Source organism: Sphingomonas colocasiae, assembly GCF_019880585.1.
Lineage (GTDB): Bacteria > Pseudomonadota > Alphaproteobacteria > Sphingomonadales > Sphingomonadaceae > Sphingobium_A > Sphingobium_A colocasiae.
The window spans coordinates 58,761-84,216 of sequence record NZ_JAINVV010000013.1; the positions used below are offsets into that span (position 1 = coordinate 58,761).

Below are 25,456 nucleotides of genomic sequence, written 5' to 3' on the forward strand. Positions count from 1 at the left end.
CCGGCGCCATGGTCAGAACTTGTAGCCGGCGGTCAGATACCATTCGCGCGGGCGGCCATAGACGCCCTCGAAAATGCCGCCGAACGAGTCGGCATAGCCCGAACCCAGATAGACCTGCTTGGTGAGGTTGCGGACGCCGAGCGCCAGGCTCCAGCGCGCATCCTTGCCGGCATAGGCGATGGCGGCGTTGACGAGGTGATAGCCGTCCTGAACCAGTTCGGGCGTGTTGACCGCGTCGTTATAGACGCGCGATCGATAGGACCAGTCGATGCGCGGCGTGATCGTGCCGCTGTCGCCCAGGTCTACGGCATAGGAGATGCCCGCGCTCAAGGTCCATTTCGGCGCGTTCTGGAGATGCGTGTCCTTGGTGACGCCCGCGTTGAGCGCGCGGATATCGACCTCACGGTAGCGCGCGTCGAGATAGCCCAGCCCCGCCTCGATCCGCAGCCCGTCGATCGGCTGGGCGAGCAGTTCGAGTTCCAGTCCCTTGATCCGCGCCTTCGCCGCATTCTGGATGATCGGCGCGAAGCCCAATGTCGGGTCGTTCACGGTGATCTGGAGATTGCTGTAATTGTTGATGAACGCGGCGCCGTTCAGCCGCAGCCTGCGATCGAGCAGATCGGTCTTGAAGCCCGCTTCGAAGGTCTCGCTCGTCTCCGGCGCGAAGGACGGGATGAAGGCGAAGGGCGGGAAGACGCGCTGGGTGAAGCCGCCGCCCTTGAAGCCCTTGGAATAGGACAGATAGGTCAGGATTTCGGGGCTCCAGCGATAGGACAGGCTGGCCATCGGCGTCCAGGCGCGGTCCTTGATCGTCGAGCTCTGCCCCAGCGGGCCCATCAGCGGATCGCCGTCCTGCAGGCCCGAACCGTCGGGATTGAAGGGTGCGCCGGTCAGGAAGCCGGCCTCGACGACATATTGGTTGGCATTGTTGAAGGTCTTCTGGTCCTCGGTCCAACGAATGCCGGCGGTGAGGTTCAGATTCTCGACGATCTCGTAGGTCGCTTGGCCGAACACAGCATAGCTTTTGCCGTCGAGCACCGCGCCGCTCAGGAACACGGCGTCGATGATGTTGACCAGATCCCTGTGATTGCCGCTCTCGCTCGAATAATAGGCGCCGACCAGCCAGTTGAGCCGCTTGTCGAGCGCGTCGCCGCCAAGCTGGAGTTCCTGGCTGAACTGATCCTGGCGCCAGTCGCTGTTGGTCTGGATGATCGTCGCCGGGCTGTGATCGGAATCGCGCGTCCAGAAGCCCGTCACCTTGCGATAGGCGGTGATCGATTTGAGCGTGACCGCATCCGACAGCCGCCATTCAAGCACGCCAGAAATACCCCAGATGTTGAGGTCGGACGCGGATTGATAAGGCCGGCGGCTCGCCGAATTGAACACCTGCGAGATGGTCGTGAAGGTGCCGCCGTGGCGATAGGGTGCCAGCGCCCATTGGCTGTTGAAGCAGCGCTGATCGGTGAAGCGCGCCGGATTGGTCGCGCTCGCGCAGATCGCGGCCGCGCCCGAATAGGCGGCGTTCCAGGTCGCGGCGGCGGGCGCGTTCTCGTCCTGCGCGATCAGCACATTGGGCGCCGACTGCTCGCGCGAACGGGTGCCGTCCACCGCGATGTCGATGCTGACGTCGCTCGACGGCTCCAGCCGCAGCGCGAAACGGCCGGCAAGCTGGTTGGTATCGCCCAGATCGGGCGCGCCGGGCACCACGCCTTTCACATAGCCGTCCCGATTGTGATAAAAGGCGGACAGGCTGGTATAGACGCCTTCTGCCAGCGGCACGTCGATCGATCCCTTGATCTGGACGCGGTTGAAGCGCCCGGTCGTGACGTCGAGGCTGCCGCCAAGCGTGCTTCCCGGCTTCCTGGTGACGACGCTGACCGCGCCACCGATCGTGTTGCGGCCGAACAGCGTGCCCTGCGGCCCGCGCAGCACCTCGATCCGCTCGACGTTAAGCACGTCGAGCACATTGCCGACGCCGCGCGAGATATAGACGCCGTCGAGATAGAGGCCGACGCCCGGATCGGCGGATAGCTGATAGTCGTTCTGGCCGATGCCGCGGATGAAGATCGCCGCGGTGGCGTTGCTCGCCGAAACCGGAACCGAGCTGTTGAACTTCACATTGGGGGTGAAGTCCCCGATCTGCGTGACATTGTCGAGGCCGCGCGCCGCGATGCCTTCGCCCGAAACCGCCGAGATCGCGATCGGCGTGTCCTGCAGCGATTCCGCGCGCCGCCGGGCGGTGACGGTGATTTCCTCGATGCCCGCGCTCTCCTCTTCCGCCGCCTGCGGCGACGCATCCTGCGCATGGAGCGCGGGGGCGCCGACCAGCATCGCGGAAAGCGATGCGCCGGCGAGCAGACATTTGCCGAAAGCTGCGCGCATATGGGCCGCGCGGCCGAAACCATATTGGGTCATTATTGCTTCTCCCCTCACCCTGATCGGCGGAACCGCTGGACGGATCGGCCCCGTTTTCGGGCTCCAACCGTTCGTTTCCGCCGCGTGGCATTCATGGCGGCTCAGTGCCCCATGATCGTTCGCAATTGAGCCCCGCACGCCTTTTGCCGCTAGCCTGATCCCGCTGCCGCCATCCCGTCGCTGCTATCGACTGCACCGGCATCGCCAGCGTTTCCGGGCGATCGCACGGATGTTTCAGTGCGCGCGCAGGCTAAGCCGGACAGGGACGGGCTAGCCGCCTTCCCGCCGCCGCGGACATGATCATGCCATCAGATCATCGGGCAGCAGAAGGAGCATATCATGTCCGAGACCGCGCATCGCTGGATCGAACAATATCCCGAACTCGGCTCCGGCCCGATATCGACCGAACCCTATATCTCGCCCGAATGGTACGAGCGCGAAAAGGAGAAGATCTTCCGCCAGGTCTGGCTGTGCGTCGGGCGCGAGAACGAGATCCCCAGGGCCGGCGACTATAAGGTCAAGCGCCTCGCCGCCGCCGACACCTCGGCGATCCTGATCCGCGGCAAGGACGGCAAGGTCCGCGCCTTCCACAATGCCTGCGCGCATCGCGGCAACACCGTGGTCAACGAAACCGGCGAGGAGACCTTCGGCCGCAACAAGGCGGGCATCGTCACCTGCCGCTTCCATGGCTGGGTCTATGATGCCGAAGGCGCGCTGAAGCAGGTGCCGAGCGAGCAGCGCTTCTACAATTGCTTCTCAAAGGCCGAGAACGGCCTCGCCCCGATCCATCTCGACACCTGGGAAGGCTTTCTGTTCGTCAACCTGGCCGAAACGCCGGATGCCAGCCTGGCCGAGTTCCTGGGCGACTATGCCACGCATTTCGCGGGCTATCCCTTCGATACGCTCGATTACGGCTTCACCTATCACACCTATCTCGACTGCAACTGGAAGGTCGCGCACGACGCGTTCGCCGAGGCCTATCATGTCGACACCATCCATGCCGGCTCGTTCCCCAACGTGTTTTCGACCGGGCTTCAGAATGTGAAGCTGATGGGGCCGCACCGCACCTGCGCGGTGTGCCTGACGCTCAATGCGAAGCCCACGCCCGTCGCCGCCATCGCCAACGCGATGGCGGGCGCGTCGCTGGTTTCGACGCGCGCGGAATCGATGCTGCCGCCGACCATAAACCCGGACAAGCGCGCCGATTTCGCGTTCGAGCTGAGCGTGCTCTTTCCCAACACGCTGATCCATGTGGCGGAGGGCATCTGGTTCACCCACCAGTTCTGGCCGATCGCGCACAACAAGACGCTGTGGGAAGGCCGCTATTATGTGAAGGCGCCGCAGACCAACGGCCAACGCTGGGCGACCGAGCACGCGATGACGCTGCAGCGCAACGCCTGGCTGGAGGACACCGCGACGATGGAGGACACGCAGCGCGCCATGCAGTCGCGCGCCAAGACGCTCCAGCACCTGCAGGACGACGAGATCCTGATCCGCCATGGCGCGGTGATCGTCGACCGTTTCGTCAACGCGTGACCGCGACCGCGCACAAGGAACCGACAATGCCCCATACCCCCCTGCCCGATGCTTTTGCCGAGCTGGCGCCCTTTCTCGACTGGGCGCTGCCCAGCGCCGATGCGCGCCAGACCCGTCGCCGAACCGCGACGCGCCAGGAGATCAGGGCCTTTTACGATGCGGTGCTGCCGCGCACCGAGGCGATGCTGGCGGCGGTCGACGCCTATCCCTTGGGCAAGCTGCCCGATGAGATGCGCCCACTCTATTATCTGGCGCTGGCGCTGGCCGAGGTCGCCCCGCATGTCGAACTCTATGGCGGCGCGCCGGGCGTACCCTATGCGTTCGAGGAGACGCGCTTCGTCGCGGCGCATGGCGCGCAGGATACCGCGCTCGGCCTGCCGCCGACAGGCGCGTCATGACCCATGGCATCGAACAGCGGCTGCACCGCATCGAGGCGCGGCACGCGATCGGCGATCTCGTCGCGCGCTATGCGGCAGCCGCCGATCGCCGCAACGATCCCGCGATGATGGCGCCGCTGTTCGCCGACGATGCGACCTGGTCGTCCGAAGGCTTCGCCGCACTGGCAGGGCGCGACGCGATCACGCAGGGCCTGGCCGCGATCGCGGCGGAGCGCGTGCTATGGTCGATCCATTACATGACCCCGCCGCTGGTGGTGCTCGCCGAGGACGGCATGAGCGCGGACTGCCAATGGTATCTCTGGGAACTCTGCACGATGCGGACCGACGACGGCCCGCGCGATCAATGGCTGGGCGGCTGGTATGACGGCAGCGCCCGAATGGGGAATGACGGATGGAAATTCAGCAGGATCATATTGGATGTCCGCTTGCAGGGCGAAGCCTCGCCGCCCTGGTCGCTCAGGAAACCGGTTCAGGCCTGATGGAACGGCTCTGCGCATCCGCCGACGTTCCCGAAGGCGAGGTCTTCCAGGTCGATCTCGGCGATGGCCGGGTGCTCGCGGTCTATCGCGTCGACGGCCAGGTCTATGCGACCGACGACCTCTGCACCCATGGTGACGCGTCGCTGGCCGAAGGCGAGATCGAGAATGGCGAGATCGTCTGCCCCTATCATATGGGCAAGTTCGACATCCGCACCGGCGAGGCGACGGGCGCGCCCTGCTCGATCGCGCTGCGCACCTACAGCGTCGTCGAACGCGACGAAGCGATCCATCTGATTTGAAACAAGAGCCCCCAGGTGGGATTGGCCATCACCACCGTTGGGACTGAGCCTGTCGAAGTCCTGTCTTTCTTCGGCACCATGCCAAAGCAGGACAAGGGCTTCGACAGGCTCAGCCTCAACGGATTTTCATTTACCGCACTCAACCTGGCGGCCCTGGACCGCAGCCCCCCTCACACCCGCGCGAAATCGCAGGCGCGCAGCGTGGTCGAGGGGCGTTCGCCATAGCGTTCGAAATAATCGCGTGCGAATTTGCTGAGATGCGTGAAGCCGCAGGCCAGCGCAACGTCGGTCACCGAAATCCCCTTCTCCGCGCCCTTCTGCAGCGCGCTGCGCGCCAGCGACAGCCGGTGGTTCTTGAGATAGCCCATCGGCGTGCTGTCGCGGAACCGGCGGAAACCGGCATGGAGCGACCGCGCGCTGACGCCCGACACCTCGATCAGGTCGGCCAGGCTGATCGGTTCCTCGGCATGGGCGCGGATATATTCCTCCGCCCGCCGCACATAGAAGGGCGCCAGCCCCGAAACCGATCCGTTGAACAGGTCGCTGTGATTGTGCGGCACCGCCGCCAGCAACAGCCGCTTCAGCGTATCCTCCACCGATCCGCAGGTGCGCGGATGACTGTATGCGGTGAGCCCGAGATCGATATCGTCGCAGACGGTACGGACCATGCCGGCGAACGATGCCGCCACCCCTTCCAGCCGCACCGGCCGCGACGAGAAATGGAGTTCACCCGGCCGGAAGCCGAGTTCCTGCGCCAGCAAGGTCTCCAGATCGGCCTTGGGGATCTTCACCGTGAAATGCTTGTAGCCCTGATCGAAGACCTGGCGGACGCGCTGGCCGGATCCCAGCACGCACATCTCGCCGGGATCGAGCACGAAGCTTTCATCGCCCTGCGAGATCTCCGCCCTGCCCGACAGTGAGAACTGCACGAGATAAAGCTCTTCCATCGGCGGGATCGTCACCACCACCCGGCCATAGGGATTGCCGTAATCGGTGGCGTTGAAGGTCAGTCCGCGCAGCGGTGCCTGATTGTGGCAAAAGGCGATCGGCGGCACGCCGCCCTCGATATGCAGGCTGTGCCGGCAGAACATCGCGCTCATATGCGCGTGGACCATGTCGATATCGTCGCTGAGCAGCTTGTTGCAATGCGCCAGCGGCATGCCGGCGCCGTTCCAGGCATCGGCGCTCAGCGCAAAGGGCCATGGCGAAGAGGATGTCGTCATCACACTGCCTTTCCGGCGCCGACGATCCCGGGCGAAGGATCGAAACGAAACACCGTGTCGTTCAATCCTCTTGGCGAGGGATAGGCGCGCTTGCTGTGGCTCAATCCAAGATCGAGCAATGTCTCGCAGGTCTTGAAGGCAATCAAGCCCGGATTGAGTACGGGTATGTCGAGCCGGGACCGCAGGAAATCATGGCTCTGGTGCATCGTCGTCGAACCGAGGACGAGCACGTCGGCGCCATCGACCTCGATTGCCTGGCGCGCGGCATCCAGCAGCAGCGGGAACACCATATCCTCCTTGCCGGCGAGCAGTTCGGCGGTATCGGGAGCGACGCCGATCGTGCGGATCGAGGCGAGCCGATGACGCAGTCCGGTCTCGCCCAGCACCTTGTCGTACAGCCAGCGCCAATTGTCCCACATGCTGAGGATCGAGAAGCTGCGGCCGAGCTGGCTGGCCAGATGATAGGTCGGCGCGGCGGTGCCGAGCACCGGGATCGACAGCCGCGAGCGCAGCCCGGCGACGCCGGAATCGCTCATCGAATTGACGCAGACCGCATCGAACCCCTCCGCCTCCGCGCGGAGCCCGGCATCGAGGCAATAGGCGTCCGCCATCACCCCCTCATAATGGGAATCGAGCGCGCCGCCGCCGCGCGCGGCGCAGCAGAATTCGATCGACAGATCGGCGCGCGTCTCGGGATATTGCGCGGCGAAGCCGGCCAGTGCAGCGGCAGGCACCGGAACCGGGATGATCATCTTAATCCGTCGCATCATCGACGATACTCCGCAGGCATGATCATGGTGAAAGCCTGAAATTCGACCCCATGACCGCTTGGTGTCAAATACCTATTCCCGCAAATTCAATACCTGACGGGTATAGCGCTGACGGCCACGGCGCATGCCATCCGGTCCGCCGCAATGCTGCCGTTTCAGCGCATCGGTTGCACCAGCGGGATAGAGCGCGAAGCCCGGCCGCGCCGACAATCCACCCCACCGAACAGGCCCCGGACAGCGGGGCGCCGGACGATGCGACAGGGAGAGTGGCGTGCAATCATCATTGCCCGACGGATTTGCCGATCTCGAACGCTGGATCGATTGGGCGCTGCCCACCGAATATCAGCGCAATCGCAAGCGCTGGTCGGCATCGATGGCGGAAAGCCAGGCCTTTTACGACGTGATGCAGGCGCGCTGCGGCGATGCGCTCAGCTATCTCGACCAGACCCCGCTCACCGAGCTCGACGAACGCCAGCAGGCGCTGCTCAACATGTGCCTGTCGCTCACCGAAGTCGCGGTGACGGTGGAGATGTATGGCGAGCCCAGCCCCAAATATGTCTTTCCCATCGACCGGTTCGTGCCGCTGCACGATGCCTGGCCGCTCGGCGCCTCCGGCCCCGTCACGGGAAGCGCACGATGAGCGGCGCGGCAAGCCCGACCGAGGACGGCGCGCGCCGGTTCATGCGGCGCTATCCCGAGGAAGGCGACGGCCCGATCCCGGTCGAGCGCTATACCAGCCAGGCCTATTTCGATCGCGAGAAGGATGCGGTCTTCCGCCGCAAATGGCTGAATGTCGGCCATATGCTCCAGGTCGCCAAGCCCGGCGACTATATCGTGGTGGATCTCAAGATCGCCGAGACCGCGATCCTCGTCATCCATGGCAAGGACGGGGCGATCCGCGCCTTCCACAATATGTGCTCGCATCGCGGCGCGCCGGTGGCGTGGGACGCGCAGGGCAGTTGCCGCGGCTTCCTGTCGTGCCGCTTCCACGGCTGGGTCTACGACACCTCAGGGAAACTGGTGCATGTCAGCGACGCCGAGAATTTCCCGAGCGTCGATCCGGCCGCCAATGGCCTCAGCGCCGTGCATTGCGCGGTGTGGCAGGGCTTCATCTTCATCAATCTGGCGAAAGAGCCGGAAGAGAGCCTGGAGGATCATCTCGCCCCCGTCGCCGATCATATCGGTCGCTATGATTTCGAGGGCTTCACCCCCGCCTTCTCATACCGGATCGACGAGAACGTCAATTGGAAGACGCTGCAGGAAGCGCAGCTCGAAGGCTGGCACCTGCCCTATCTCCACGAAAAGACGCTCGCCCGCGCGGTCAAGGTCGAGGGCCGGCAATATCGCCACAGCGCCATCGAGCTCCACGGCCTGCACGGCGTGCTGGGTTCGCCCCCGCCCGACAGCTTCACACCCCCGCCAACCGCAATGCTCGCCAGCCGCTTCGGCACCGGCACCGTCCAGGCGTTCGGGTCGAAGGCCGACAAGGGCGATGAAGGCTATCAGTTCCGGGGGTCGTTCGATTTCTGGCACATCTTCCCCAATTTCTTCGTCGGGCTGCTCGACGGCCTGTTCTTCACCTTCAACATCTGGCCCGTCGCGGTCGACCGCAGCATCTGGGAAATCCGGGGCTATTATCCGCCGGTGAAGACCGCCGGAGAATTGTTCGCGCGCGAATATTCCAAGGTGGGGTTGCGCGATCCGATGATGGAGGATTGCTTCACCCACGAACTGATCGCGGCGCAGCTCAAATCGGGCGCGAAGCCGGTCATCCATTTCCAGGACGAGGAAATGCTGGTGCGCCATCTCGGCAACGGCGTCGACCGCTGCGTGCGGGGGCTGGCGTGATCGCCCATCAACTCCCGGCGTCACCATAGATGTCGCGGCTGATCGCGATCAGCTCCAGCAGGTCGCTCGCCTCGTCGCCCGCCCGGTGGCTGAGGATGATCGGCGAGACCGCGTCGGCCGCGGCGATCGGGCGATAGACGAGATCGTCGCGATGCAGGCTCTGCACCGACGCCGGCACGACGCACAGACCGGCCCCCGCCGCGACCATGCCCAAAGCCGTCTGCAATTCGCGGACTTCCTGCCGCGATTCGGGTACGAGCCCGTGATCCTGGAACAGCGACAACAGCTGATCGGCATAGCTGGGCCGCGACGGACGCGGATAGAGGATCAGCGGTTCCGCGGCGAGCGCCGCCAGTTCGAGCGGATCTTCGCCCTCAGCCAATATATGATCGGCGGGCAGCGCCGCGACCAGCGGCTCCTCCAGCATGACGATGCGTCGCACGGCAGGATCGTCGATCCGCAGCCGGCCGAAACCGGCGTCGATCCGGCCTTCGCGCAGCGCCGCGATCTGGTCGAGCGTCGACAATTCGGTGAGCGTCACCTCCACCGCATCGCCGAGCGCGGCGCGGAGCAGGCGGACGATCCGGGGCAGCCGCCCATAGATCACCGACCCGACAAACCCGATGATGAAGCGCCGCGACTGGGCGCCGGCATAGCGCGTCATCATCGTGCACATCTGATCGAAGCCCGAAAGCACCTGTTGCGCATGCTGGTGCAGCAGCCGCCCCGCTTCGGTCAGCCGCAGCGGCCGGCTGCCGCGATCGAACAGCTCGGCGCCCACTTCCAGCTCGAGCTGACGGATCTGGCGGCTGAGCGGCGGCTGCGCGATGTTGAGCCGCTCCGCCGCGCGCGAAAAATTGCGTTCCTGCGCGACCGCCAGGAAATAGCGGAGATGCCGGAGTTCCATATCATACCCCAGAAGTATCGAACCAGACCGAGAAAATCTTGGCGGACGAGTTCGCTTACACCTAAAAAATGCCTCGAAAAAGCGATTTGAAAGATGACGGCGTCGTGATCAAGATTGAGAAGATCGATACCTATTTGGTAGATTTGCCGACGATCCGCCCGCATATCCTGTCGATGACGACGATCAGCCGGCAAACGCTGGCCGTGGTCGAAATCCACTGCGACGACGGCAGCATGGGCATCGGCGAGGGCACCACGATCGGCGGCCTCGCTTATGGCCCGGAAAGCCCCGAGGGCATCAAACTCGCCATCGACACCTATTTCGCGCCGCTGCTCATCGGGTGTGACGCCGATCGCCCAGCGGCGGCGATGGCGCTGCTCGACAGGCATATCGTCGGCAATCATTTCGCCAAGAATGCGATCGAGACGGCACTGCTCGACGCGCTGGGCCGGCGGCTGGGCCTGTCGCTCTCGATGCTGCTGGGCGGCCAGGTGCGAGACAGCGTGCCGGTGCTGTGGACCCTGGCGAGCGGCGACACCGGCCGCGATATCGACGAGGCCGCCGAGATGGTGGCGCGCCGCCGCCATAACGCCTTCAAGCTCAAGATCGGCAAGCGGCCCGTGGCCGAGGATGTCGCGCATGTCGCCGCGATCAAGCGCGCGCTGGGCGATGCGGTGAGCATCCGCGTCGACATCAACCAGGCCTGGGACGAGCCGACCGCGCGCGAAGGCATCGCGCGGCTGGCCGATGCCGGCGCCGATCTGGTCGAACAGCCGGTGCCGGCCTGGAATCGCGGGGCGATGCGCCGGCTGACCGCAGAGGCCCGGATCCCGATCATGGCGGACGAGGCGCTGCGCGGTCCCGCCGACGGCTTCGACTTCGCAGCGCAGGCCGCCGCCCATATCTTCTCGATCAAGCCCGCCCAGGCCGGCGGCCTGTTCGCCGCGGGGAAACTGGCGGCGATCGCGGGTGCGGCGGGCGTCGCCGTCTATGGCGGCACCATGCTGGAAGCGGGCATCGGCACGGCGGCGGCGGCGCATCTGTGCGCCACCCTGCCCCGCCTGGAATGGGGCACCGAATTGTTCGGCCCGCTGCTGCTGACCGAGGAAATCCTGACCGCGCCGCTCGCCTATCATGATTTCGCGCTCGACATACCCGACGCGCCCGGGCTCGGCATCCATCTCGATCCCGACAAGATCGCCCGCTTCCGCCGCGATCGCACGCGATCCGCGCCGCTTTCCGTTCCCGCCATCGCAAAGGCCTGACATGCTGTTCCACGTCACCATGGACGTCCGCATCCCGCACGACGCCGATCCCGCCTATATCGAACGGCTGAAGGCCGAGGAGAAGGCGCGCGCGCAAGAGCTCCAGCAAGCCGGCACCTGGCGGCATCTGTGGCGCGTCGCCGGCGCCTATCGCAACGTCAGCATCTTCGACGTCGCCGACAACGCCGCGCTCCACGATCTGTTGATGAGCCTGCCGCTGTTCCCCTTCATGGAGATCAGCGTCACCCCGCTCTGCCGCCACCCTTCCTCGATCCATTCCGACGACCGATAAATGCCGGGCGCCAGACAGCCCGGTCAGCACAGGAGAAACATCATGACTTCACCCCTCGTCCAGAGCGCAGAGATCCAGGCCTATCTCGACCGGATCGCCGGCACCGCCGATCCCCAGGGCGATCCGCGCACCAAGGCGATCGTCCGCCGGATCGTGAGCGACCTGTTCTCGACGATCGACGAATTCGACGTCTCCGCGGAGGAATTCTGGCACGCGCTGCACTTCCTGCAACAGGCCGCGCCCGAATTCGGCCTGATCGCGCCCGGCCTGGGCTTCGATCATTTCCTGGACGTGCGCATGGACCTGCAGGACAAGGCGGCGGGCATCGCCGGCGGCACGCCGCGCACGATCGAAGGGCCGCTCTATGTAGCGGGGGCGCCGCTGTCGCAGGGGTTCGCGCGGCTCGACGACGGATCGGACAAGGGCGAGGTGCTGGTGATGCACGGCACCGTCCGCGAGACCGACGGCACGCCGATCGCCGGCGCGATCGTCGATGTCTGGCACGCCAACACGCTGGGCGCCTATTCGGTGTTCGATCCCGGCCAGACCGCCTATAACAACCGCCGCCGCATCGAGACCGATGCCGAGGGACGCTATCGTTTCCACAGCATCGTCCCCTCGGGCTACAGCGTGCCGCCGCAGGGATCGACCGAGCAACTGCTCGGCGCGATCGGGCGCCATGGCAACCGGCCGGCGCATATCCATTTCTTCGTGTCGGCGCCGGGCCATCGCCATCTGACGACGCAGATCAATATTCCCGGCGACCCCTATCTCCACGACGATTTCGCCTTCGCCACGCATGACGATCTGATCCCGGACGTGACGCGCCGCGCCGAAGCCGAGGCCATCCACGCCGAAGGGCTGAACGTCCCCTTCGCCGAGATCGCCTTCGATTTCCGCCTCAACCGGGCGGAGAGCGAGGACGAGACCGAGCTGATGGCCCGCGCGCGCGCCTCGGTCGACGCCTGAACGGAGCAGCGGGCCGATGGTCGACAAAATCTATCCCGACGCGGCCCGCGCGCTCGACGGGCTGTTGTTCGACGGCATGACGATCATGTCGGGCGGCTTCGGCCTGTCGGGCAATCCCGAACGGCTGATCCCCGCGATCATGGCGGCGGGCACCAAAGGCCTGACCGTCATCTCCAACAATTGCGGCGCCGACGGCTTCGGCCTGTGGATGCTGCTGAATAACGGCCAGATCGCCAGGATGATCTCGTCCTATGTCGGCGAGAACAAATTGTTCGAACAGCTTTATCTCGACGGCAGGCTGGCGCTGGAACTGAACCCTCAGGGCACGCTGGCCGAGCGCATCCGCGCGGGCGGCGCCGGCATTCCCGCCTTCTACACGCGCACCGGCGTCGGCACGATCGTCGCGGAGGGCAAGCCGACGGAGATCTTCGATGGCGTCGAATATGTGCGGGAGACCTGGCTGAAGGCCGACCTGTCGATCATCAAGGCTTGGAAGGCGGATACCGCCGGCAATCTGATCTATCGAAAGACCGCGCGGAACTTCAATCCGGTGATGGCGACGGCGGGCAAGGTGACCGTCGCCGAAGTCGAGGAGATCGTGCCCGCCGGCTCGATCGACCCCGATCATATCCATACGCCCGGCATCTATGTCGATCGCGTCGTCATGGGTGCGCCCTATGAGAAACGGATCGAGAAGCTGACGACCCGCCCGCGCCCGCAGACGGTGGACGCCGCATGACCGAGGGTATCGCGCCGATGAGCGATAGCTGCCCGATCGCGTGGCGGATCGACGGCCCCGGCGACGCGCCAATCCTGCTGCTCTCCAATTCGCTAGGGACCACGACGGATATGTGGGCGCCGCAGCTTGCCGCCCTCACCGCCCGGCATCGCGTGCTGCGCTATGACAGTCGCGGCCATGGCCGGTCCGGCGCACCAGCCGGCGATTACACGCTCGACCGGCTCGGCCTCGACGCCGTGGAGCTGCTCGATAGCCTGGGCATCGCGGCCGTCGATGTCTGCGGCCTCTCGCTCGGCGGCATGGTCGGGCAATGGCTGGGCGTGCATCAGCCCGAACGGATCGGCCGGCTGATCATCGCCAACAGCAGCGCCTATATGGGCCCGCCCTCCGCCTGGCATGACCGCATCGCGTTGGTCCGCGCACACGGCATGGCCGCGATCGCGGACGCGGTGACCGAGCGCTGGTTCACCCCCGAATTCCGCGCCACATCCCCCGATGCCGTCGATACGATCCGGTCGATGCTGCTGACCACCGCGCCCGACGGCTATTGCGGCGCCTGCGCGGCGATCGCGGCGATGGACATGCGTCCGCTGCTGCCGCGCATCGCCCGGCCGGTGCTGGTGATCGGCGGCCTGCGCGATCCGGCGACCCCGCCCGACCATGCGCGCGCGCTGGCCGCCGGCATCGCTGGTAGCCAGTTGGTCGAACTGCCCGCCGCGCATCTCTCCAATGTCGAACTGCCCGAATGCTTCACCGAGGCGGTGACTGGTTTTCTCGCTTAACAGGCTGTTGGAAAACAGTTCGTCATTCCCGAGCAGGCGGGAATCCATAGGCTCTGAGCATCCAGGATTGTCTGAAATACATGCGTTTGTGGATCCCCGCCTGCGCGGGGATGACGGCATAGGCGGCTTCAATCCAGATTCAACAGCCTGTTAGAGGCCCTCAATCGCGGCGATATTGCTGCTCGACCAGATGCGCGATGCCCAAGCGCTTCAGGATATGGATGGGGCACAGGAACGTGACGCGCACCACACCGGGCAGGCGGCTGATCTCGATCGATCCGGCGATGGTGGCGCGATTGAGGATCTCGTCGAGCGGCAGGCCGGTGACCGCGGCGGCGCGATCGAGCCCGTTATGCGTCGCCTCGTTGAGCGTCACGCCCGATCCGATGAAGGTGATCGGCGCATTTTCCTCGATCGTCTTCTGCCCGTAGCGTTCGGCAAGCGCCGCGACCGAGCCACGCTCGGCGGCGGTCAGCGGCTGGGCGAGCAACGGCAAATCCTCAGCGCGCTGCAACAGGATCGGGCCGTCGAGCGCCAGCCCCTTGATCACCTCCACCTCCAGCTCGACCTCACCCGACACGTCGGTGGCATGGCCGGCGATCTCGCCATTGCCCTGCTGGGCATGCATGTCGCCCATATAGACGCCGCCGCCGGGAATCTTGACCGGGCAGATCAGGATCGCGCCCTCGCGCACCGAGTTGGTGTCCATATGGCCATCGGTCTTGTGGCGATGGAGTTCGTCGCGCGTCATCGCATAATCATGTGGCGCATCGACCAGGAAGGATCCGAAATCGCCGGCATTGTGCGAATCCGGCAAGTCGCGCGACGGGCTGGTGCCGATATTGCCCAGGAACGGCCGCATCCGCGCGGGCAGCCCGGCAATGTCGGCGCGCGCCAGCGCCAGGATCGAATGCTGCGCCGACTGGCCAGGCATGGCGGCCATGGCGCGCGCGTCGCCCGCGATGCTTTCCGCGACATCCTTGCTGACGGTCAGCGACAGGTTGTTCTCGCGATCGAGCACGATCACATAACCGTTCGAGAAGCGGAAGGCGCTGACCTCCGCACCGCAGCCGTCGCAGCGCACGGCATCGTCGCCAATGCCCTCGACATGGCTGGGCGGGCTGGCGAGGCCGCAGGCCGGGCACAGTTTCGCGACGAAGGGATCGCCCAGATAGCGCCCCTCCACGAACTCCATCACGCCCGACGATGTGGCGAGCGATGTCACCTGCACCTTTTTCAGCTTGAGCGCGACGGCGTCGCCGATCTCCGCCCCCTCCACCATCACCGGCAGCGTCACTTCATGCCCGCCCTGGAATTTGGGCGTGATCATCGGCCCCCAGCAGCCCGGCGGCGTGCCGGTGCGGATGGTGCCGCCGTCCCGCACCGTCCCGGCGCTCCCGATGCCGGGGCCGACGATGCCGCCGCTATACTGATAGACCTCGACCACGGACCTTGCTTCGGACATGCTGACCACCCTTGGAAATTCAGGCGCCAGCTTATCCGGAGGATGCCCTGCTCAAAGCGCAATCGCCGCAGCCGACAGGGCCGGCGCGATTATCCTGCGGCGAAGTGAGATCGGGTGCGTTTTGGGGCCAATGAGGCAAGCCGCACCCGCGCCGACCGGCGCGCAGATCATGACGATGTCTGGAGCGGGTGAGGGGAATCGAACCCCCGTCGTAAGCTTGGGAAGCTTCTGCTCTGCCATTGAGCTACACCCGCGTTTTCTGGCCTGACCGTCATCGTGGCGGCAAGGCTCCGAAACTGTGCCCTCCTATCTACGGGTCCCGGTTCTCTCGCAAGCCCTATTGTGCCCATGGCCCATGCGATGACCGGCCATCCGGATCGCCGATGCCCTTTTTCAACGGGATGTTCGCCGTGATGCGTGCGTGACTTTCGGCCATGGCTGCCGGATCCCGGCCGGCCCATGCGCTGATCATTGTCAATATGATTGACAAATAATGCAAACTGGCCTTCCATCCGCCCAACGGGCCGACGCCGCCAAAGGATACGCGCCCTTCAGGATGGAGAGGCCGTGATGAACCCGAACCCATGCGCGTATCATCGATTCCCAACCGGCGGAGCAATCGGCGTGACGAGGCGCGCGGCATGAGCGATCCGCAGCCGCAACAGGTTTCCGAACGCGCGGCCGCCTGGGGGCTGTTCATCCTGTTCCTGGCCTACACCCTCTCCTTCGTCGATCGCACGATCCTGTCGCTGCTGATCGAACCGATGAAGCGCGACATGGGGCTGAGCGACACCCAGATCAGCCTGTTGCAGGGGCTCGCCTTCTCGCTGGTCTATACCGTGGCGGGCGTGCCGATCGCGATGGTGGCGGACCGCCGTTCGCGCCGGGCCATCGTCGCGGTCGGCGTCGGTTTCTGGAGCTTCGCGACCGCGCTGTGCGGGCTCGCCGGCAATTTCTGGCAGCTCTTCCTGGCGCGGATGGGCGTCGGCGTGGGGGAGGCTTCGCTCGGCCCCTGCGCCTATTCGCTGATCGCGGACATGTTTCCGGAGGAACGGCGGGGCCGCGCCATGGCGATCTACGGCGCGGGCGTGAAGGTGGGTGCGGGCATGGCGCTCGTCATCGGCGGATCGGTGGTGGGGTATGCGGCGGCTGTCGGCATGGTCGATACGCCGTTCGGGCCGCTGCGCGCCTGGCAGCTCGTCTTCATCATCGTCGGCATGCCCGGCCTGATCGTCGCGGCGCTGGCGATGACCATCGCCGAACCGGTCCGCGCAACGGGGGCGGCTGCGGCGGGGCCGCCGGTGATGCCGTTCGTGCGCGCCAATGCGAAGGCCGTCGCCTGGCATTTCATCGCGCTGGGTTTCTGCGCGACCACAGCGGTCGCCGTCACATCCTGGGTACCGAGCTTCTATATCCGCGTCCACGGCTTCACCGCGGCGGAGATCGGCTGGACGCTGGGGCTGATCCTGCTGATCACCGGAACATTGGGCGCCTATGCCGGCGGCGCGCTGTCCGATCGGCTGTCGCGCCGCGGCTATGCGGATGCCACGCTGCGCGCCGCCCTTATCGGCATCGGCGTTTCCACGCTGTTCGGCCCCGTTGCGATGATCGTGCCGTCGGCGCCGCTCAGCCTGGTGCTGCTCACCATCGCGACCGCCTTCGCCGCATTCTGCGCACCCTCGGGCGGCGCTGCGCTACAGCGTCTGGTGCCGGGCCCCTATCGCGCGCGCATGGCGGCGCTGTTCCTGCTGGTGGTGACCTTGCTCAGCGGCGTGCTCGGCCCGATCAGCGTCGCGCTGGCAACCGACTATCTGTTCGGCGACGACAAGGCGATCGGCTGGTCGCTGGCGCTGGTGCTGCTGGTCGGCGATGTCGGCGGCGCCGTATTCCTGATGCTGTGCATGCCGCATTTCCGGGAGTCGCTGGCACGCCAGGCGGCGGGCGGATAAGAAAAACGGCCGGGCAGCGCCCTGCCCGGCCGTTTCCTGACTTCAGCGGGCGTCACGCCGCCTTTTGATACTCGCGCGGAAGTTCGGCGCAGGTCCAGTTGAAGACGCGCTCGGCATTTTTCCAGAGGATGGCATCGGCCTCGTCGCCCGGAATATCGTCGAACTGTTCGGCCACTTCGGACTGGGCATCAGGCCAGGGCGTATCGGCATGAGGATAGTCGAGTTCCCAGAAGATGCGATCGATGCCCACCGTGTGCCGCAGCTGATGCAGCGCCACCGGTTCGTAGATCATGCAGAAATACATGTTCCGCGCGAAGATCTCCGACGGCAGTATCCCGGTCAGCTTGGTCCAGGGCGCGTGGCGCGTGAACTGGCGGTCCGCACGTTCGAGCGCTGCGGGGATCCAGCCGATGCCGCCTTCGGAAAAGACCAGTTTCAGCTTCGGGAAGCGGCGGCAGACCGGGCTCATCGAGAAATCGACCATCGCCATCTGCGCGCCGATATTGCCGAGCGCGATGGGGATGGTGGAGGGCGCTTCCACCGCCGTGCGCATCGCATCGAAGCCGGTGCCGATATGCATGCAGATCGCGATATCGGTCTCTTCGCAGGCGCGCCACACCGGATCCCAATGATCGGTCCAGTAGCTCGGCAGGCCGAAACGCAGCACATTTTCCGGAAAGCTCAGCGCACGCGCGCCACGCGCCGCGCAGCGATAAATCTCCTTCGCCGCAGCCTCGGGATCCCACAGCTTGGTCAGGATCGTCGGGACGAACAGGCCCTTGGGCCCGCCCGCGCACCATTCGTCGAAGATGAAGTCGTTATAGGCCTCGATACAGGCGGAGGCGAGGTCGCGATCCTGGAAGCCCAGGAACAATTCGCCGCTGAACCCGGCCTGGGTCGGGAAGCTGACGCTGGCGCAGACGCCGTTCGAGAGGAAATCGATCGCGCGCTGCTTCGGATCGTAACAGCCCTTCACCATGTCCAGATAGTTTTTGGGCTCGCTGTTCCATTCCTCCGGCTTCTTGCCCGCCACCGCGAACAGGCCGGTCGAATGGCCGCGCGTGCCGTTATAGGCCCAGACCTCATGATCGCCGTCGCGCACGACATGCGGCGCCAGTTCGCGATATTTCGCGGGCACCCGATCCTGCCAGAGTGTCGGCGGTTCCAGGATATGATCGTCGACGCTGAAAAGCTTGTACATCAGGCACCCTCCATCATGCGGCGCTCCGGGCGCCATCTTGCCTGACAAGCGTAGGGAGGCGGCTCGGCTAATGTCAAGTAGATTGACATTATATTCCGAACCCACAATGATCGGGGAAACAATTGCAGGAGAGACCGATGGCGCAGATGCGGCGGATCGCGACCGAGGAGGCATTCCTCATCCCCGAGATACTGGAAGCGGCGGCGCCGCTGGTCGACCGGACCAGCGATCCGGACCTGCGCATGTACAAGATGCATATCGACGGCGGACCTTTCGGCCGCAAGCTGCTCGACCTGGACGACGAACGCATCGCGATCATGGACGAGCATGGCATCGCGATGCAGGTGCTGGCGCTCGCCTCCCCCGGCGTCCAGGTGTTCGATGCCGACACGGGAACCGCGCTGGCCGCGATCGCCAACGACCGGCTGGCGGAAGCCGTCGCCCGGCATCCCGACCGGTTCGCCGGGCTGGCGGCCGTCGCGCCGCAGGACCCGGAAGGCGCGGCGCGCGAAATCGAACGGGCGGCGACCAGGCTCGGCCTGCGCGGCGTGATCATCAATTCGCACACCCATGGCGAGTATCTCGACCTGCCCAAATTCCGCCCGCTGCTGGAGGCCGCGGCGGCGCATCGCATGCCCATCTATCTCCACCCCCGTGCGCCGTCGCCGCAGATGCGATCGGTGTTCGACGTGGGGCTGGAACTCGCAATCTGGGGCTATCAGGTGGAAACCAGCCTGCACGCGATGCGGCTGATCATCGGCGGCGTCTTCGACGCGCTGCCCGATCTGCACGTCATCCTGGGCCATGGCGGCGAAGGGCTGCCCTTCTGGCTCGACCGGGTCGATACGCGCTACGGCGCGGGCGTGATCAAGCGCAACCGGCTGGAACGGCGGCCGAGCGAGTATTTCCTCGACAATTTCACGATCACGACCAGCGGGCTGAACTGGTCTCCCGCGCTGAAATTCTGCCTGGAGGTGCTGGGCGCGGATCGGATGATGTTCGCGGTCGATTATCCGTTCGAGGATACCGGCTTCATGGTCGACCGCATGGACAAGGCCGCGATCAGCGACGAAGACCGCGCGACCATCTACCACCGGACGGCGGAGCGGATCTTCCGCCTGCACGCTTGAGCGTTCCAGGCCGCGGATGCGCCGGCATTTCCGCGCCCTGATACGGCAGGCCCCGATGCGCAGGGCGCATCGGGGCCCCGTGACACGTCTTCAGAACCGGTAGCGCGCCTGCACCGAAATCGCGCGCGGCGGATCGATCACGTTCAGCCGCGCCGTCGGCGACAGGAAGGTGTTGGCAAGGCCGCCCGAGCTGCCGAAGCCCAGGGTCCGCCGGTTGGTGAGGTTCCTGCCGACCAGCGCCAGTTCCCAATTCCCGTCGGCCTGCGCAAGCGCGATGCGCGCATCGAGCTTGAGCCAGCTATCCTGGTGCAATTGCGGATCGGCGCTGAACTCGCGGATCGACGGTCCCTGGAAGATCGGCGACAGGCTGGCGCGCACCTCCAGATCCGAACCGGCCGGCTGGATATAGGTGAAGGTGAACGAGCCCGAATATTTGCTGGCATAGCCCAGCCGCACGCCATCGAGATTGCACGAGCCGGGCTGCGTGCCATTGGGCGTCTGGCCGACATAGCAGGGCCCGTTGGTGAAGCCGATATATTTGGCGGTGGGCAGCCAGGCGAGGCTGCCGTTGATCTCGAAGCCGTTCACCGGCCTCAGGAACAGTTCGGCCTCCGCACCGATCACGCGCGCTTCGGGCGCATTGCCCGTGAAGAAGGGCGCGGTCAGCCCGTCGGGCGACGGCAATGCCACAGAGACCTGCAGCCCCTTATAGGTGGTGTGGAACGCCGCGAGATTGACATAGCCGATCCCCGGCAGGGTCAGCTTGGTGCCGACTTCATAGGATTCGGAGCGTTCAGGCGCGAACTGGAACGAGAATGGCGCCGCGTTGGAGATCGCCCCCTGGAAACCGCCGCTCTTCGAACCCTTGCCATAGCTCAGATAGAACATCGCGTCCGAATTGGGGGTGAATTGCAGCGACAGCGCCGGATCGACGCGGCCTTCCTGCAGTTCGTCGATGATCGTCGCCGCCAGCGTTCCGATCCGGTCGGTCGCGGCCTGCGCGCCGGTATAGCGACGATAGACCGCCTGTTTGCGTTCGTTCGTGTAGCGCAGGCTGCCGTTGACCTTGAAGCGATCGCCCAGATTATAGGTGAGCTGGCCGTAGATCGAATAGACCCGGCTATCCTGATCGAAGCTGCGGTAGCTGCTGCTCGCGGGCGCGAACAAGGTCGCGGTGGTCCGCTGTTCCAGCAGGTCGGCCTCCGAATAATAGGCCCCCAGTACATATTCGATCGTCTGGCCGGCTTCGGAAACCAGACGGATTTCCTGGCTCAACTGCTCGAATTTCTGGTCGAAATCGGAGAAGGAGAGATCGCGCGCATAGAAATCGGCATCGACGCGCTGAACCTGGTTGAACGCCGAATAGCCGCTGATCAGCACCAGCGTCGGCCCGCCCAGATCGACATCGAACTGGAGCGCGGCATTGTCGCTTTTCAGATTGTCGAACTCCGGGCCGGTCAGCAGCCGGGAATCCTTGATATAATCGAAATATTGCCCGGCGGCGGGCGCGACCGGCTGAACGGGCGAGCCTTCGCCCTTCACATCGGCATGCTCGTATTTCGCGGTCATCCGCACCGGCCCGCTGTCCAGCACGGCGGTGATGCGGCCCGAAATCTCGCGGCGGCTCGGCTGATCCTTGCCGACCGTCACATTGTGGATATAGCCGCCCAGATCGGCATATTTCCCGACCGCGCGGATCGCGAAACTCTCCGAAAGCGGCACGTCCACCCCGCCTTCCAGCGTGGGGCCGTCATAGAGGAAATTATAGTCCGCATTCACATAGCCGCCGAATTCCTTGCCCGGCTTGCGCGTGACGATGTTGATCGCGCCCGCGCTGGTATTGCGGCCGACCAGTGCGCCCTGCGGCCCACGCAGTACTTCCAGCCGCTCGATATCGAGAAAGGGCGCGACGAACTGGCGGGCATTGCCGGCATAGATGCCGTCGATGAACAGGACGACCGACTGGTCGAGCGATGGGCTGCCCGTGCCCGAACCGATGCCGCGCAGCGAGATCAGATTGGACGCGACGGATTTCGAGATCATCAGATTGGGGATCAGCGGCGCGAGCTGCTCGAAGCTCTGGATCGACCGGTCGGCGAGCGTGTTGCCCGAAACCACGGCAAGCGAGATCGGCACATCCTGAAGCCGCTGCTCGCGCTTCTGCGCGGTCACGATGATCTCGCCGGGTTGTGCCTCCTCATCGGCCGGTACGTCCGCGGCCGTTCCCGCGACCGCCGGGGTCGCGGCGACCAGCGCCGCCAGCGATGCACCGACAAGGACAGAGCGCAGCTTATGATCGATCAAAATCCGTCTCCCACTCATGCTTCTGGTTTTTCCGAAACATGAGACCCGGCAGGGATTATGTCAATCTACTTTACAATCAATATTCTTTACAATTCCGCTGGCCAGAACATGTGCCCGCAAGCTGCCGGGCAATGCGCGGTGGCGGCCTGGAAAGCCGCGCTCCCTTACATGCCCGGACAGTTCCTCAGGCGCCCCAGATATCGTGGAGATAGCGGGTGAAATTGAGCCCCAATATCTTCTCGATCCGCCCGGCCGAATGGCCCCGCGCCGCCAGGCGATCGGCCAGCGCCTGGAACTGGCCCGGCCCGGTCAGGCCGCGCGCATAAGGCAGGATATCGGGGTATTCGCCGGGCGCCGCGACGCCGGCCTTCGCCCGCGCCTCCACCATCTTCGCCCAGGGCGCCGCCTGGATCGCGCGATCCGGATTGAGCGGAGCGACGCCGTAATCGGTGCCGATGCCCACATGATCCTCGCCGCAGACCTGGATCGCATGTTCGATATGCGCGACGACATCGTCGATATCGGCTTCCCTGCCCTTCTGGCGCGCCAGATACATCACCCAATAGATGCCGACATAGCCGCCGCGTTCGGCGACCAGGCGCAGTTCCTCGTCGGTCTTGCTGCGCGGGGAATCGGCCACCGCCTTGCAGCCGGTATGGGTGATGGCGATCGGCTGTTTCGAGGCGCGCACGGCATCCAGGCAGATGCGCTGGCCGCTATGCGAAAGATCGACGACGATGCGACGGCCGTTGAGCCGCTCCACCACCTCGCGCCCGAAATCGGTGAGCCCCGGATTGCCCGGCGCCATCGATCCGCCGCCGACCCGGTTGAGGCTGTTATAGGTGAGCTGGACGATGCGCAGGCCGAGATCCGCGAACGTATCGACACGCTCCGCCTTGTCGCCCAGCATGGTGGTGTTCTGGACGCCGTAGATCAGGCCGACCCGGTTCGCGGCCTTGGCCGCGCGGATGTCCGCCGTGGTCCAGATCTTCGACAGCACGACCGAATGGTTGCGGACAAAATCGTCGTAACGCCCGATCGCCGTGGTGCAGGCTTCGAAATCCTCGGCATCGAGGGTGATGTTGACCGCGGTCAGCCCCGACTCCAGCCCGGCGCGCAACGCGCCGGGGCTGATCATCATGCGCTTGTCGCTGTCCAGTTCGGGGGGACGCGGGCCATAGCTGTCGTCGAGGTCGCCAAGGCTGTTGACGATCAGCATCCGCCGGATATCGACGCGCCCGCCGGCAGCGGCCGGCCTGTTCTGCGCCATCGCCGCGCCGCTGCCGGCGATCCCGCTTCCCGCCAGCGCGGCAACCGCCGCCCCCGCCGTGCCGCCCATGAACGCCCTGCGGCCGATTCCCTGTTCCCGATCCATCCCGTCCCTCCACCTGTGCGGTGCCCGAATGGGCCCGCATCGATAGCAGGATGATAAGCGCGAAACCCTGTCCGCCGGAAGCGCGTTTTGGATGAAATGCCGCCCTTTTTGACGATTGCGCCAATGCCGTCCCGAACAGGCGCTCGATCCCGATACCCATCATAATCGTTTCGGCTGGGAACCGAGCCCGATTATCATCGGTTTGATCCGAGGAAGGGAATCCACATGAAGAGCATCACGGGCGGGATCATATCGGCGCTGCTGTTTTCGGGTACGGCGCTGGCGCAGGAAAAGCAGAGCGACCTCGACAAGGCCGGCAACATCGCCAGCCAGCCGGTGCGCGACCTCGGCATCAAGAAGGGCGAGATCCCCGAAGTCCTGCAGAAAGCGGTGCAGGCCCCCTATGCATCCCCACCGCGCGGATGCCGCCCGATCAATGTGGAACTGGGTGAACTCAATGCTGCGCTTGGCGAGGATTTCGGCGTCGGCACCGAAGCGAACGAGAACCGCACCGGCAAGATCGCCGAGGCCGTCGGCAAGACCATCGTCAATTCGCTGATTCCCTTCCGGGGCCTGGTCCGCGAGATCAGCGGCGCGGCGCCCGCCGAACGCCGATTGCAGGCGGCCGTCGCCGCCGGCATCGCACGCCGCGGCTATCTGCGCGGACTGGCCGGCGCCACCAAATGCAGGATCGCCCCGATCGTACCCGCCGTATCGCCCGCTGCGGAAAAGCCGGATCCGGACAAGGATCGCAAATAGCGCGAGGGCGGCGATCCTCGAGTTGCCCGGCCACGCACTGCCCGGGCAGGATGCCGCTGCTTTTGGCGCGGCCGGGCCATGGACCGGCCGCGCGCGAGATCAGAAGGGATAGCTGACCCCGTAATAGCCATAGACCTCCCGGCCATAGTCCCGGTCGAATGCCGGCTCCCGGTCGCTTGTGTAGCGCGGCGCCTTTTCGAGCATGGCCCTGTCGAGATTGACCGCATAGCCGCCCTGGGCGGTATCATAGGTCAGGACGTCCCAGGGAAGCGGATAATGGTCGCTGCCCAGCCCGAACAATCCGCCGAACTGAAGCACGGCATATTCGACGCGGCCCGATCGCTTGTCGACCATGAAATTATAGATCGAGCCGAGCTTTTCTCCCTCCCGGTTATAGACGTTGGTGCCTTCGACCTTGTTCGAGGCGATGAGGCGGCTGGTTTCGTCGGTGGCGATGTCGGCCTGTACCATGTGAATCTCCTTCGCGGCGATTGATGCAGATCCAACGCAGGAGCGGGCGTCATTTTTCCCCCGGCGGCGATCGATCGCCAGAGCCTCCCTCGCACCCGGGCACAAGCGGCAGAACGTGCCGGAAATTCCGGGCTTCCCTGATCCCGTCCGGAAGCGAAAATGGAGAATTGCGGCATTGTGCAACGCAATATGGAGGTTGCGACACCAACCGCAGCCATCGCGGCCGGGAACTTTGGTCCAGGCTCGCAATTCAAGCTCTCGATCGTCCATGCGACGACATCGCCCGAAAGGAGCTGGCATGCCTCTGAAGCTCAACGGATCGTGCCGGTGCGGCAATGTGCGATTCTCCGTCGACAGCCACGCACCCGTGCCGTTCATGCGCTGCTATTGCTCGATATGCCGCAAGACCGCCGGTGGCGGCGGCTATGCGATCAATCTTCACGCCGACAAGGGAACACTGAAAGTCGAAGGCGCGACCAGCGTGTTTCACGCCGAGCTGGACGACGGCCAGGGCGGGTGCCGCGTCAGCACGGGCGAGCGACACTTCTGCGCGCGATGCGGCAGTGCGCTCTGGGTTTTCAGCCCGGAATATCCCGAACTCGTCCATCCCTTCGCATCGGCGATCGATACCGGGCTGCCGAAGCCCCCGTCGCTCGTCCATATGATGCTCTCGTCGAAAGCGACATGGGTCGAGCCGGAGATCCGCCCGCAGGATCAGTGTTTCGAGGACTATCCCGAAGATGCGCTCGAGGATTGGCACCGGGCGCATGGCCTCTGGATCGACTGAATTTGCGGCTGAAAACGAAAAAGCGTCCAGCGCTGAAAAGCGGCCTCGCGTAAAACCCGCGGACGGGGTGAGGATCTTGGCGGCTACGCGAGA

At 65.1% G+C, this 25,456-nt stretch carries 24 protein-coding genes and 1 tRNA gene; 15 read left to right on the plus strand and 10 right to left on the minus strand.

Translation table 11 applies throughout. The annotated features are described in order from the left end of the window. Positions 1-12: 12 nt before the first annotated feature. Positions 13-2,415: a TonB-dependent receptor gene (locus K7G82_RS25615; RefSeq protein ID WP_246623879.1), complete on the minus strand. Its 2,403-nt coding sequence runs from the start codon at positions 2,413-2,415 to the stop codon at positions 13-15. A 339-nt stretch (positions 2,416-2,754) separates the two neighbouring features. Between K7G82_RS25615 and K7G82_RS25620 the strand changes: the two genes are divergently transcribed. The 4 genes from K7G82_RS25620 to K7G82_RS25635 are packed head-to-tail and all read left to right on the plus strand — an operon-like array spanning position 2,755 to position 5,127. Beyond that, positions 2,755-3,951: an aromatic ring-hydroxylating oxygenase subunit alpha gene (locus tag K7G82_RS25620; protein ID WP_222992813.1), complete on the plus strand. Its 1,197-nt coding sequence runs from the start codon at positions 2,755-2,757 to the stop codon at positions 3,949-3,951. Between the two features lie 26 nt (positions 3,952-3,977). Continuing rightward, positions 3,978-4,349, plus strand: coding sequence for a hypothetical protein (locus K7G82_RS25625; protein WP_222992814.1), 372 nt, complete (start codon positions 3,978-3,980; stop codon positions 4,347-4,349). Beyond that, positions 4,346-4,828, plus strand: a complete 483-nt coding sequence (locus K7G82_RS25630) for a nuclear transport factor 2 family protein (RefSeq protein WP_222992815.1) — start codon at positions 4,346-4,348, stop codon at positions 4,826-4,828. The genes K7G82_RS25625 and K7G82_RS25630 overlap by 4 nt, the downstream gene beginning before the upstream one ends. Then, a complete protein-coding gene (locus tag K7G82_RS25635) occupies positions 4,828-5,127 on the plus strand; it encodes a non-heme iron oxygenase ferredoxin subunit (RefSeq protein ID WP_246623880.1) in 300 nt (99 codons plus the stop codon). Before K7G82_RS25630 ends, K7G82_RS25635 begins: the two co-directional genes overlap by 1 nt. 170 nt (positions 5,128-5,297) lie before the next feature. Here the strand turns inward: K7G82_RS25635 and K7G82_RS25640 are convergent, their stop codons facing one another. Both K7G82_RS25640 and K7G82_RS25645 read right to left on the minus strand, forming a co-directional pair. Beyond that, a complete protein-coding gene (locus K7G82_RS25640; protein ID WP_222992816.1) occupies positions 5,298-6,350 on the minus strand; it encodes an AraC family transcriptional regulator in 1,053 nt (350 codons plus the stop codon). After that, positions 6,350-7,120: an aspartate/glutamate racemase family protein gene (locus K7G82_RS25645; protein ID WP_222992817.1), complete on the minus strand. Its 771-nt coding sequence runs from the start codon at positions 7,118-7,120 to the stop codon at positions 6,350-6,352. The genes K7G82_RS25640 and K7G82_RS25645 overlap by 1 nt, the downstream gene beginning before the upstream one ends. 271 nt (positions 7,121-7,391) lie before the next feature. On the opposite strand from K7G82_RS25645, the gene K7G82_RS25650 reads away from it, so the two are divergent. Both K7G82_RS25650 and K7G82_RS25655 read left to right on the plus strand, forming a co-directional pair. Next, positions 7,392-7,760: a hypothetical protein gene (locus tag K7G82_RS25650; protein WP_222992818.1), complete on the plus strand. Its 369-nt coding sequence runs from the start codon at positions 7,392-7,394 to the stop codon at positions 7,758-7,760. Then, positions 7,757-8,968 (plus strand): aromatic ring-hydroxylating oxygenase subunit alpha, encoded by a 1,212-nt coding sequence (locus tag K7G82_RS25655; protein ID WP_222992819.1) that lies wholly within the window; start codon positions 7,757-7,759, stop codon positions 8,966-8,968. The genes K7G82_RS25650 and K7G82_RS25655 overlap by 4 nt, the downstream gene beginning before the upstream one ends. 7 nt (positions 8,969-8,975) lie before the next feature. Here K7G82_RS25655 and K7G82_RS25660 read toward each other — a convergent pair whose 3' ends face one another. Then, positions 8,976-9,875, minus strand: coding sequence for a LysR family transcriptional regulator (locus K7G82_RS25660; RefSeq protein WP_222992820.1), 900 nt, complete (start codon positions 9,873-9,875; stop codon positions 8,976-8,978). 104 nt (positions 9,876-9,979) lie between these two features. Here K7G82_RS25660 and K7G82_RS25665 point away from each other — a divergent pair, with 104 nt between their 5' ends. The 5 genes from K7G82_RS25665 to pcaD are packed head-to-tail and all read left to right on the plus strand — an operon-like array spanning position 9,980 to position 13,922. Next, complete coding sequence (locus K7G82_RS25665; protein ID WP_425517309.1) at positions 9,980-11,140, plus strand: muconate cycloisomerase family protein; 1,161 nt, start codon at positions 9,980-9,982, stop codon at positions 11,138-11,140. Between the two features lies 1 nt (position 11,141). Then, positions 11,142-11,432, plus strand: a complete 291-nt coding sequence (gene catC, locus K7G82_RS25670) for a muconolactone Delta-isomerase (RefSeq protein WP_222992822.1) — start codon at positions 11,142-11,144, stop codon at positions 11,430-11,432. A 42-nt stretch (positions 11,433-11,474) separates the two neighbouring features. After that, positions 11,475-12,401, plus strand: a complete 927-nt coding sequence (catA, locus tag K7G82_RS25675; protein ID WP_222992823.1) for a catechol 1,2-dioxygenase — start codon at positions 11,475-11,477, stop codon at positions 12,399-12,401. A gap of 16 nt (positions 12,402-12,417) precedes the next feature. Continuing rightward, positions 12,418-13,140 carry a CoA transferase subunit A gene (locus tag K7G82_RS25680; RefSeq protein WP_222992824.1) on the plus strand — a complete coding sequence of 241 codons (723 nt, stop codon included), beginning with the start codon at positions 12,418-12,420 and terminating at the stop codon, positions 13,138-13,140. Beyond that, complete coding sequence (pcaD, locus tag K7G82_RS25685) at positions 13,137-13,922, plus strand: 3-oxoadipate enol-lactonase (RefSeq protein ID WP_222992825.1); 786 nt, start codon at positions 13,137-13,139, stop codon at positions 13,920-13,922. Before K7G82_RS25680 ends, pcaD begins: the two co-directional genes overlap by 4 nt. Before the next feature lie 160 nt (positions 13,923-14,082). Here the strand turns inward: pcaD and K7G82_RS25690 are convergent, their stop codons facing one another. Both K7G82_RS25690 and K7G82_RS25695 read right to left on the minus strand, forming a co-directional pair. Then, the gene (locus K7G82_RS25690; RefSeq protein ID WP_222992826.1) at positions 14,083-15,387 is read right to left on the minus strand and encodes an acetamidase/formamidase family protein; all 1,305 of its coding nucleotides are present in this window, start codon (positions 15,385-15,387) and stop codon (positions 14,083-14,085) included. A 180-nt stretch (positions 15,388-15,567) separates the two neighbouring features. Beyond that, positions 15,568-15,641, minus strand: a tRNA-Gly gene (locus tag K7G82_RS25695). A 387-nt stretch (positions 15,642-16,028) separates the two neighbouring features. On the opposite strand from K7G82_RS25695, the gene K7G82_RS25700 reads away from it, so the two are divergent. Next, the gene (locus K7G82_RS25700; RefSeq protein ID WP_222992827.1) at positions 16,029-17,336 is read left to right on the plus strand and encodes a spinster family MFS transporter; all 1,308 of its coding nucleotides are present in this window, start codon (positions 16,029-16,031) and stop codon (positions 17,334-17,336) included. A gap of 52 nt (positions 17,337-17,388) precedes the next feature. Here the strand turns inward: K7G82_RS25700 and K7G82_RS25705 are convergent, their stop codons facing one another. Next, complete coding sequence (locus tag K7G82_RS25705; protein WP_222992828.1) at positions 17,389-18,537, minus strand: amidohydrolase family protein; 1,149 nt, start codon at positions 18,535-18,537, stop codon at positions 17,389-17,391. A gap of 137 nt (positions 18,538-18,674) precedes the next feature. On the opposite strand from K7G82_RS25705, the gene K7G82_RS25710 reads away from it, so the two are divergent. Continuing rightward, the gene (locus tag K7G82_RS25710) at positions 18,675-19,667 is read left to right on the plus strand and encodes an amidohydrolase family protein (RefSeq protein WP_222992829.1); all 993 of its coding nucleotides are present in this window, start codon (positions 18,675-18,677) and stop codon (positions 19,665-19,667) included. A 90-nt stretch (positions 19,668-19,757) separates the two neighbouring features. Here K7G82_RS25710 and K7G82_RS25715 read toward each other — a convergent pair whose 3' ends face one another. Both K7G82_RS25715 and K7G82_RS25720 read right to left on the minus strand, forming a co-directional pair. Next, on the minus strand, positions 19,758-21,971 hold the full coding sequence (locus K7G82_RS25715) for a TonB-dependent receptor (RefSeq protein WP_222992830.1): 2,214 nt from the start codon (positions 21,969-21,971) through the stop codon (positions 19,758-19,760). Positions 21,972-22,155: 184 nt separating this feature from the next. Next, the gene (locus K7G82_RS25720) at positions 22,156-23,346 is read right to left on the minus strand and encodes a dipeptidase (protein ID WP_222992831.1); all 1,191 of its coding nucleotides are present in this window, start codon (positions 23,344-23,346) and stop codon (positions 22,156-22,158) included. Between the two features lie 225 nt (positions 23,347-23,571). Between K7G82_RS25720 and K7G82_RS25725 the strand changes: the two genes are divergently transcribed. Next, a complete protein-coding gene (locus K7G82_RS25725) occupies positions 23,572-24,105 on the plus strand; it encodes a hypothetical protein (protein ID WP_222992832.1) in 534 nt (177 codons plus the stop codon). A 99-nt stretch (positions 24,106-24,204) separates the two neighbouring features. Here the strand turns inward: K7G82_RS25725 and K7G82_RS25730 are convergent, their stop codons facing one another. Next, positions 24,205-24,576 (minus strand): PRC-barrel domain-containing protein, encoded by a 372-nt coding sequence (locus K7G82_RS25730; protein WP_222992833.1) that lies wholly within the window; start codon positions 24,574-24,576, stop codon positions 24,205-24,207. Between the two features lie 298 nt (positions 24,577-24,874). Between K7G82_RS25730 and K7G82_RS25735 the strand changes: the two genes are divergently transcribed. Then, entirely contained in the window at positions 24,875-25,363 is a 489-nt protein-coding gene (locus K7G82_RS25735) for a GFA family protein (RefSeq protein ID WP_222992834.1), read from the plus strand. Positions 25,364-25,456 lie beyond the last annotated feature (93 nt).

Excerpts from the sequence above, each read along its gene's own strand:
- K7G82_RS25705 (WP_222992828.1), bottom strand. The coding sequence starts at position 18,537 with ATGTACAAGCTTTTCAGCGTCGACGATCATATCCTGGAACCGCCGACA.
- catA (WP_222992823.1), top strand. The coding sequence starts at position 11,475 with ATGACTTCACCCCTCGTCCAGAGCGCAGAGATCCAGGCCTATCTCGAC.
- K7G82_RS25700 (WP_222992827.1), top strand. The coding sequence starts at position 16,029 with ATGAGCGATCCGCAGCCGCAACAGGTTTCCGAACGCGCGGCCGCCTGG.
- K7G82_RS25735 (WP_222992834.1), top strand. The coding sequence starts at position 24,875 with ATGCCTCTGAAGCTCAACGGATCGTGCCGGTGCGGCAATGTGCGATTC.
- K7G82_RS25640 (WP_222992816.1), bottom strand. The coding sequence starts at position 6,350 with ATGACGACATCCTCTTCGCCATGGCCCTTTGCGCTGAGCGCCGATGCC.
- K7G82_RS25680 (WP_222992824.1), top strand. The coding sequence starts at position 12,418 with ATGGTCGACAAAATCTATCCCGACGCGGCCCGCGCGCTCGACGGGCTG.
- K7G82_RS25725 (WP_222992832.1), top strand. The coding sequence starts at position 23,572 with ATGAAGAGCATCACGGGCGGGATCATATCGGCGCTGCTGTTTTCGGGT.
- K7G82_RS25660 (WP_222992820.1), bottom strand. The coding sequence starts at position 9,875 with ATGGAACTCCGGCATCTCCGCTATTTCCTGGCGGTCGCGCAGGAACGC.
- K7G82_RS25635 (WP_246623880.1), top strand. The coding sequence starts at position 4,828 with ATGGAACGGCTCTGCGCATCCGCCGACGTTCCCGAAGGCGAGGTCTTC.
- K7G82_RS25730 (WP_222992833.1), bottom strand. The coding sequence starts at position 24,576 with ATGGTACAGGCCGACATCGCCACCGACGAAACCAGCCGCCTCATCGCC.
- K7G82_RS25620 (WP_222992813.1), top strand. The coding sequence starts at position 2,755 with ATGTCCGAGACCGCGCATCGCTGGATCGAACAATATCCCGAACTCGGC.
- pcaD (WP_222992825.1), top strand. The coding sequence starts at position 13,137 with ATGACCGAGGGTATCGCGCCGATGAGCGATAGCTGCCCGATCGCGTGG.
- K7G82_RS25710 (WP_222992829.1), top strand. The coding sequence starts at position 18,675 with ATGGCGCAGATGCGGCGGATCGCGACCGAGGAGGCATTCCTCATCCCC.
- K7G82_RS25645 (WP_222992817.1), bottom strand. The coding sequence starts at position 7,120 with ATGATGCGACGGATTAAGATGATCATCCCGGTTCCGGTGCCTGCCGCT.
- K7G82_RS25625 (WP_222992814.1), top strand. The coding sequence starts at position 3,978 with ATGCCCCATACCCCCCTGCCCGATGCTTTTGCCGAGCTGGCGCCCTTT.
- K7G82_RS25615 (WP_246623879.1), bottom strand. The coding sequence starts at position 2,415 with ATGACCCAATATGGTTTCGGCCGCGCGGCCCATATGCGCGCAGCTTTC.
- K7G82_RS25630 (WP_222992815.1), top strand. The coding sequence starts at position 4,346 with ATGACCCATGGCATCGAACAGCGGCTGCACCGCATCGAGGCGCGGCAC.
- catC (WP_222992822.1), top strand. The coding sequence starts at position 11,142 with ATGCTGTTCCACGTCACCATGGACGTCCGCATCCCGCACGACGCCGAT.
- K7G82_RS25690 (WP_222992826.1), bottom strand. The coding sequence starts at position 15,387 with ATGTCCGAAGCAAGGTCCGTGGTCGAGGTCTATCAGTATAGCGGCGGC.
- K7G82_RS25655 (WP_222992819.1), top strand. The coding sequence starts at position 7,757 with ATGAGCGGCGCGGCAAGCCCGACCGAGGACGGCGCGCGCCGGTTCATG.
- K7G82_RS25720 (WP_222992831.1), bottom strand. The coding sequence starts at position 23,346 with ATGGATCGGGAACAGGGAATCGGCCGCAGGGCGTTCATGGGCGGCACG.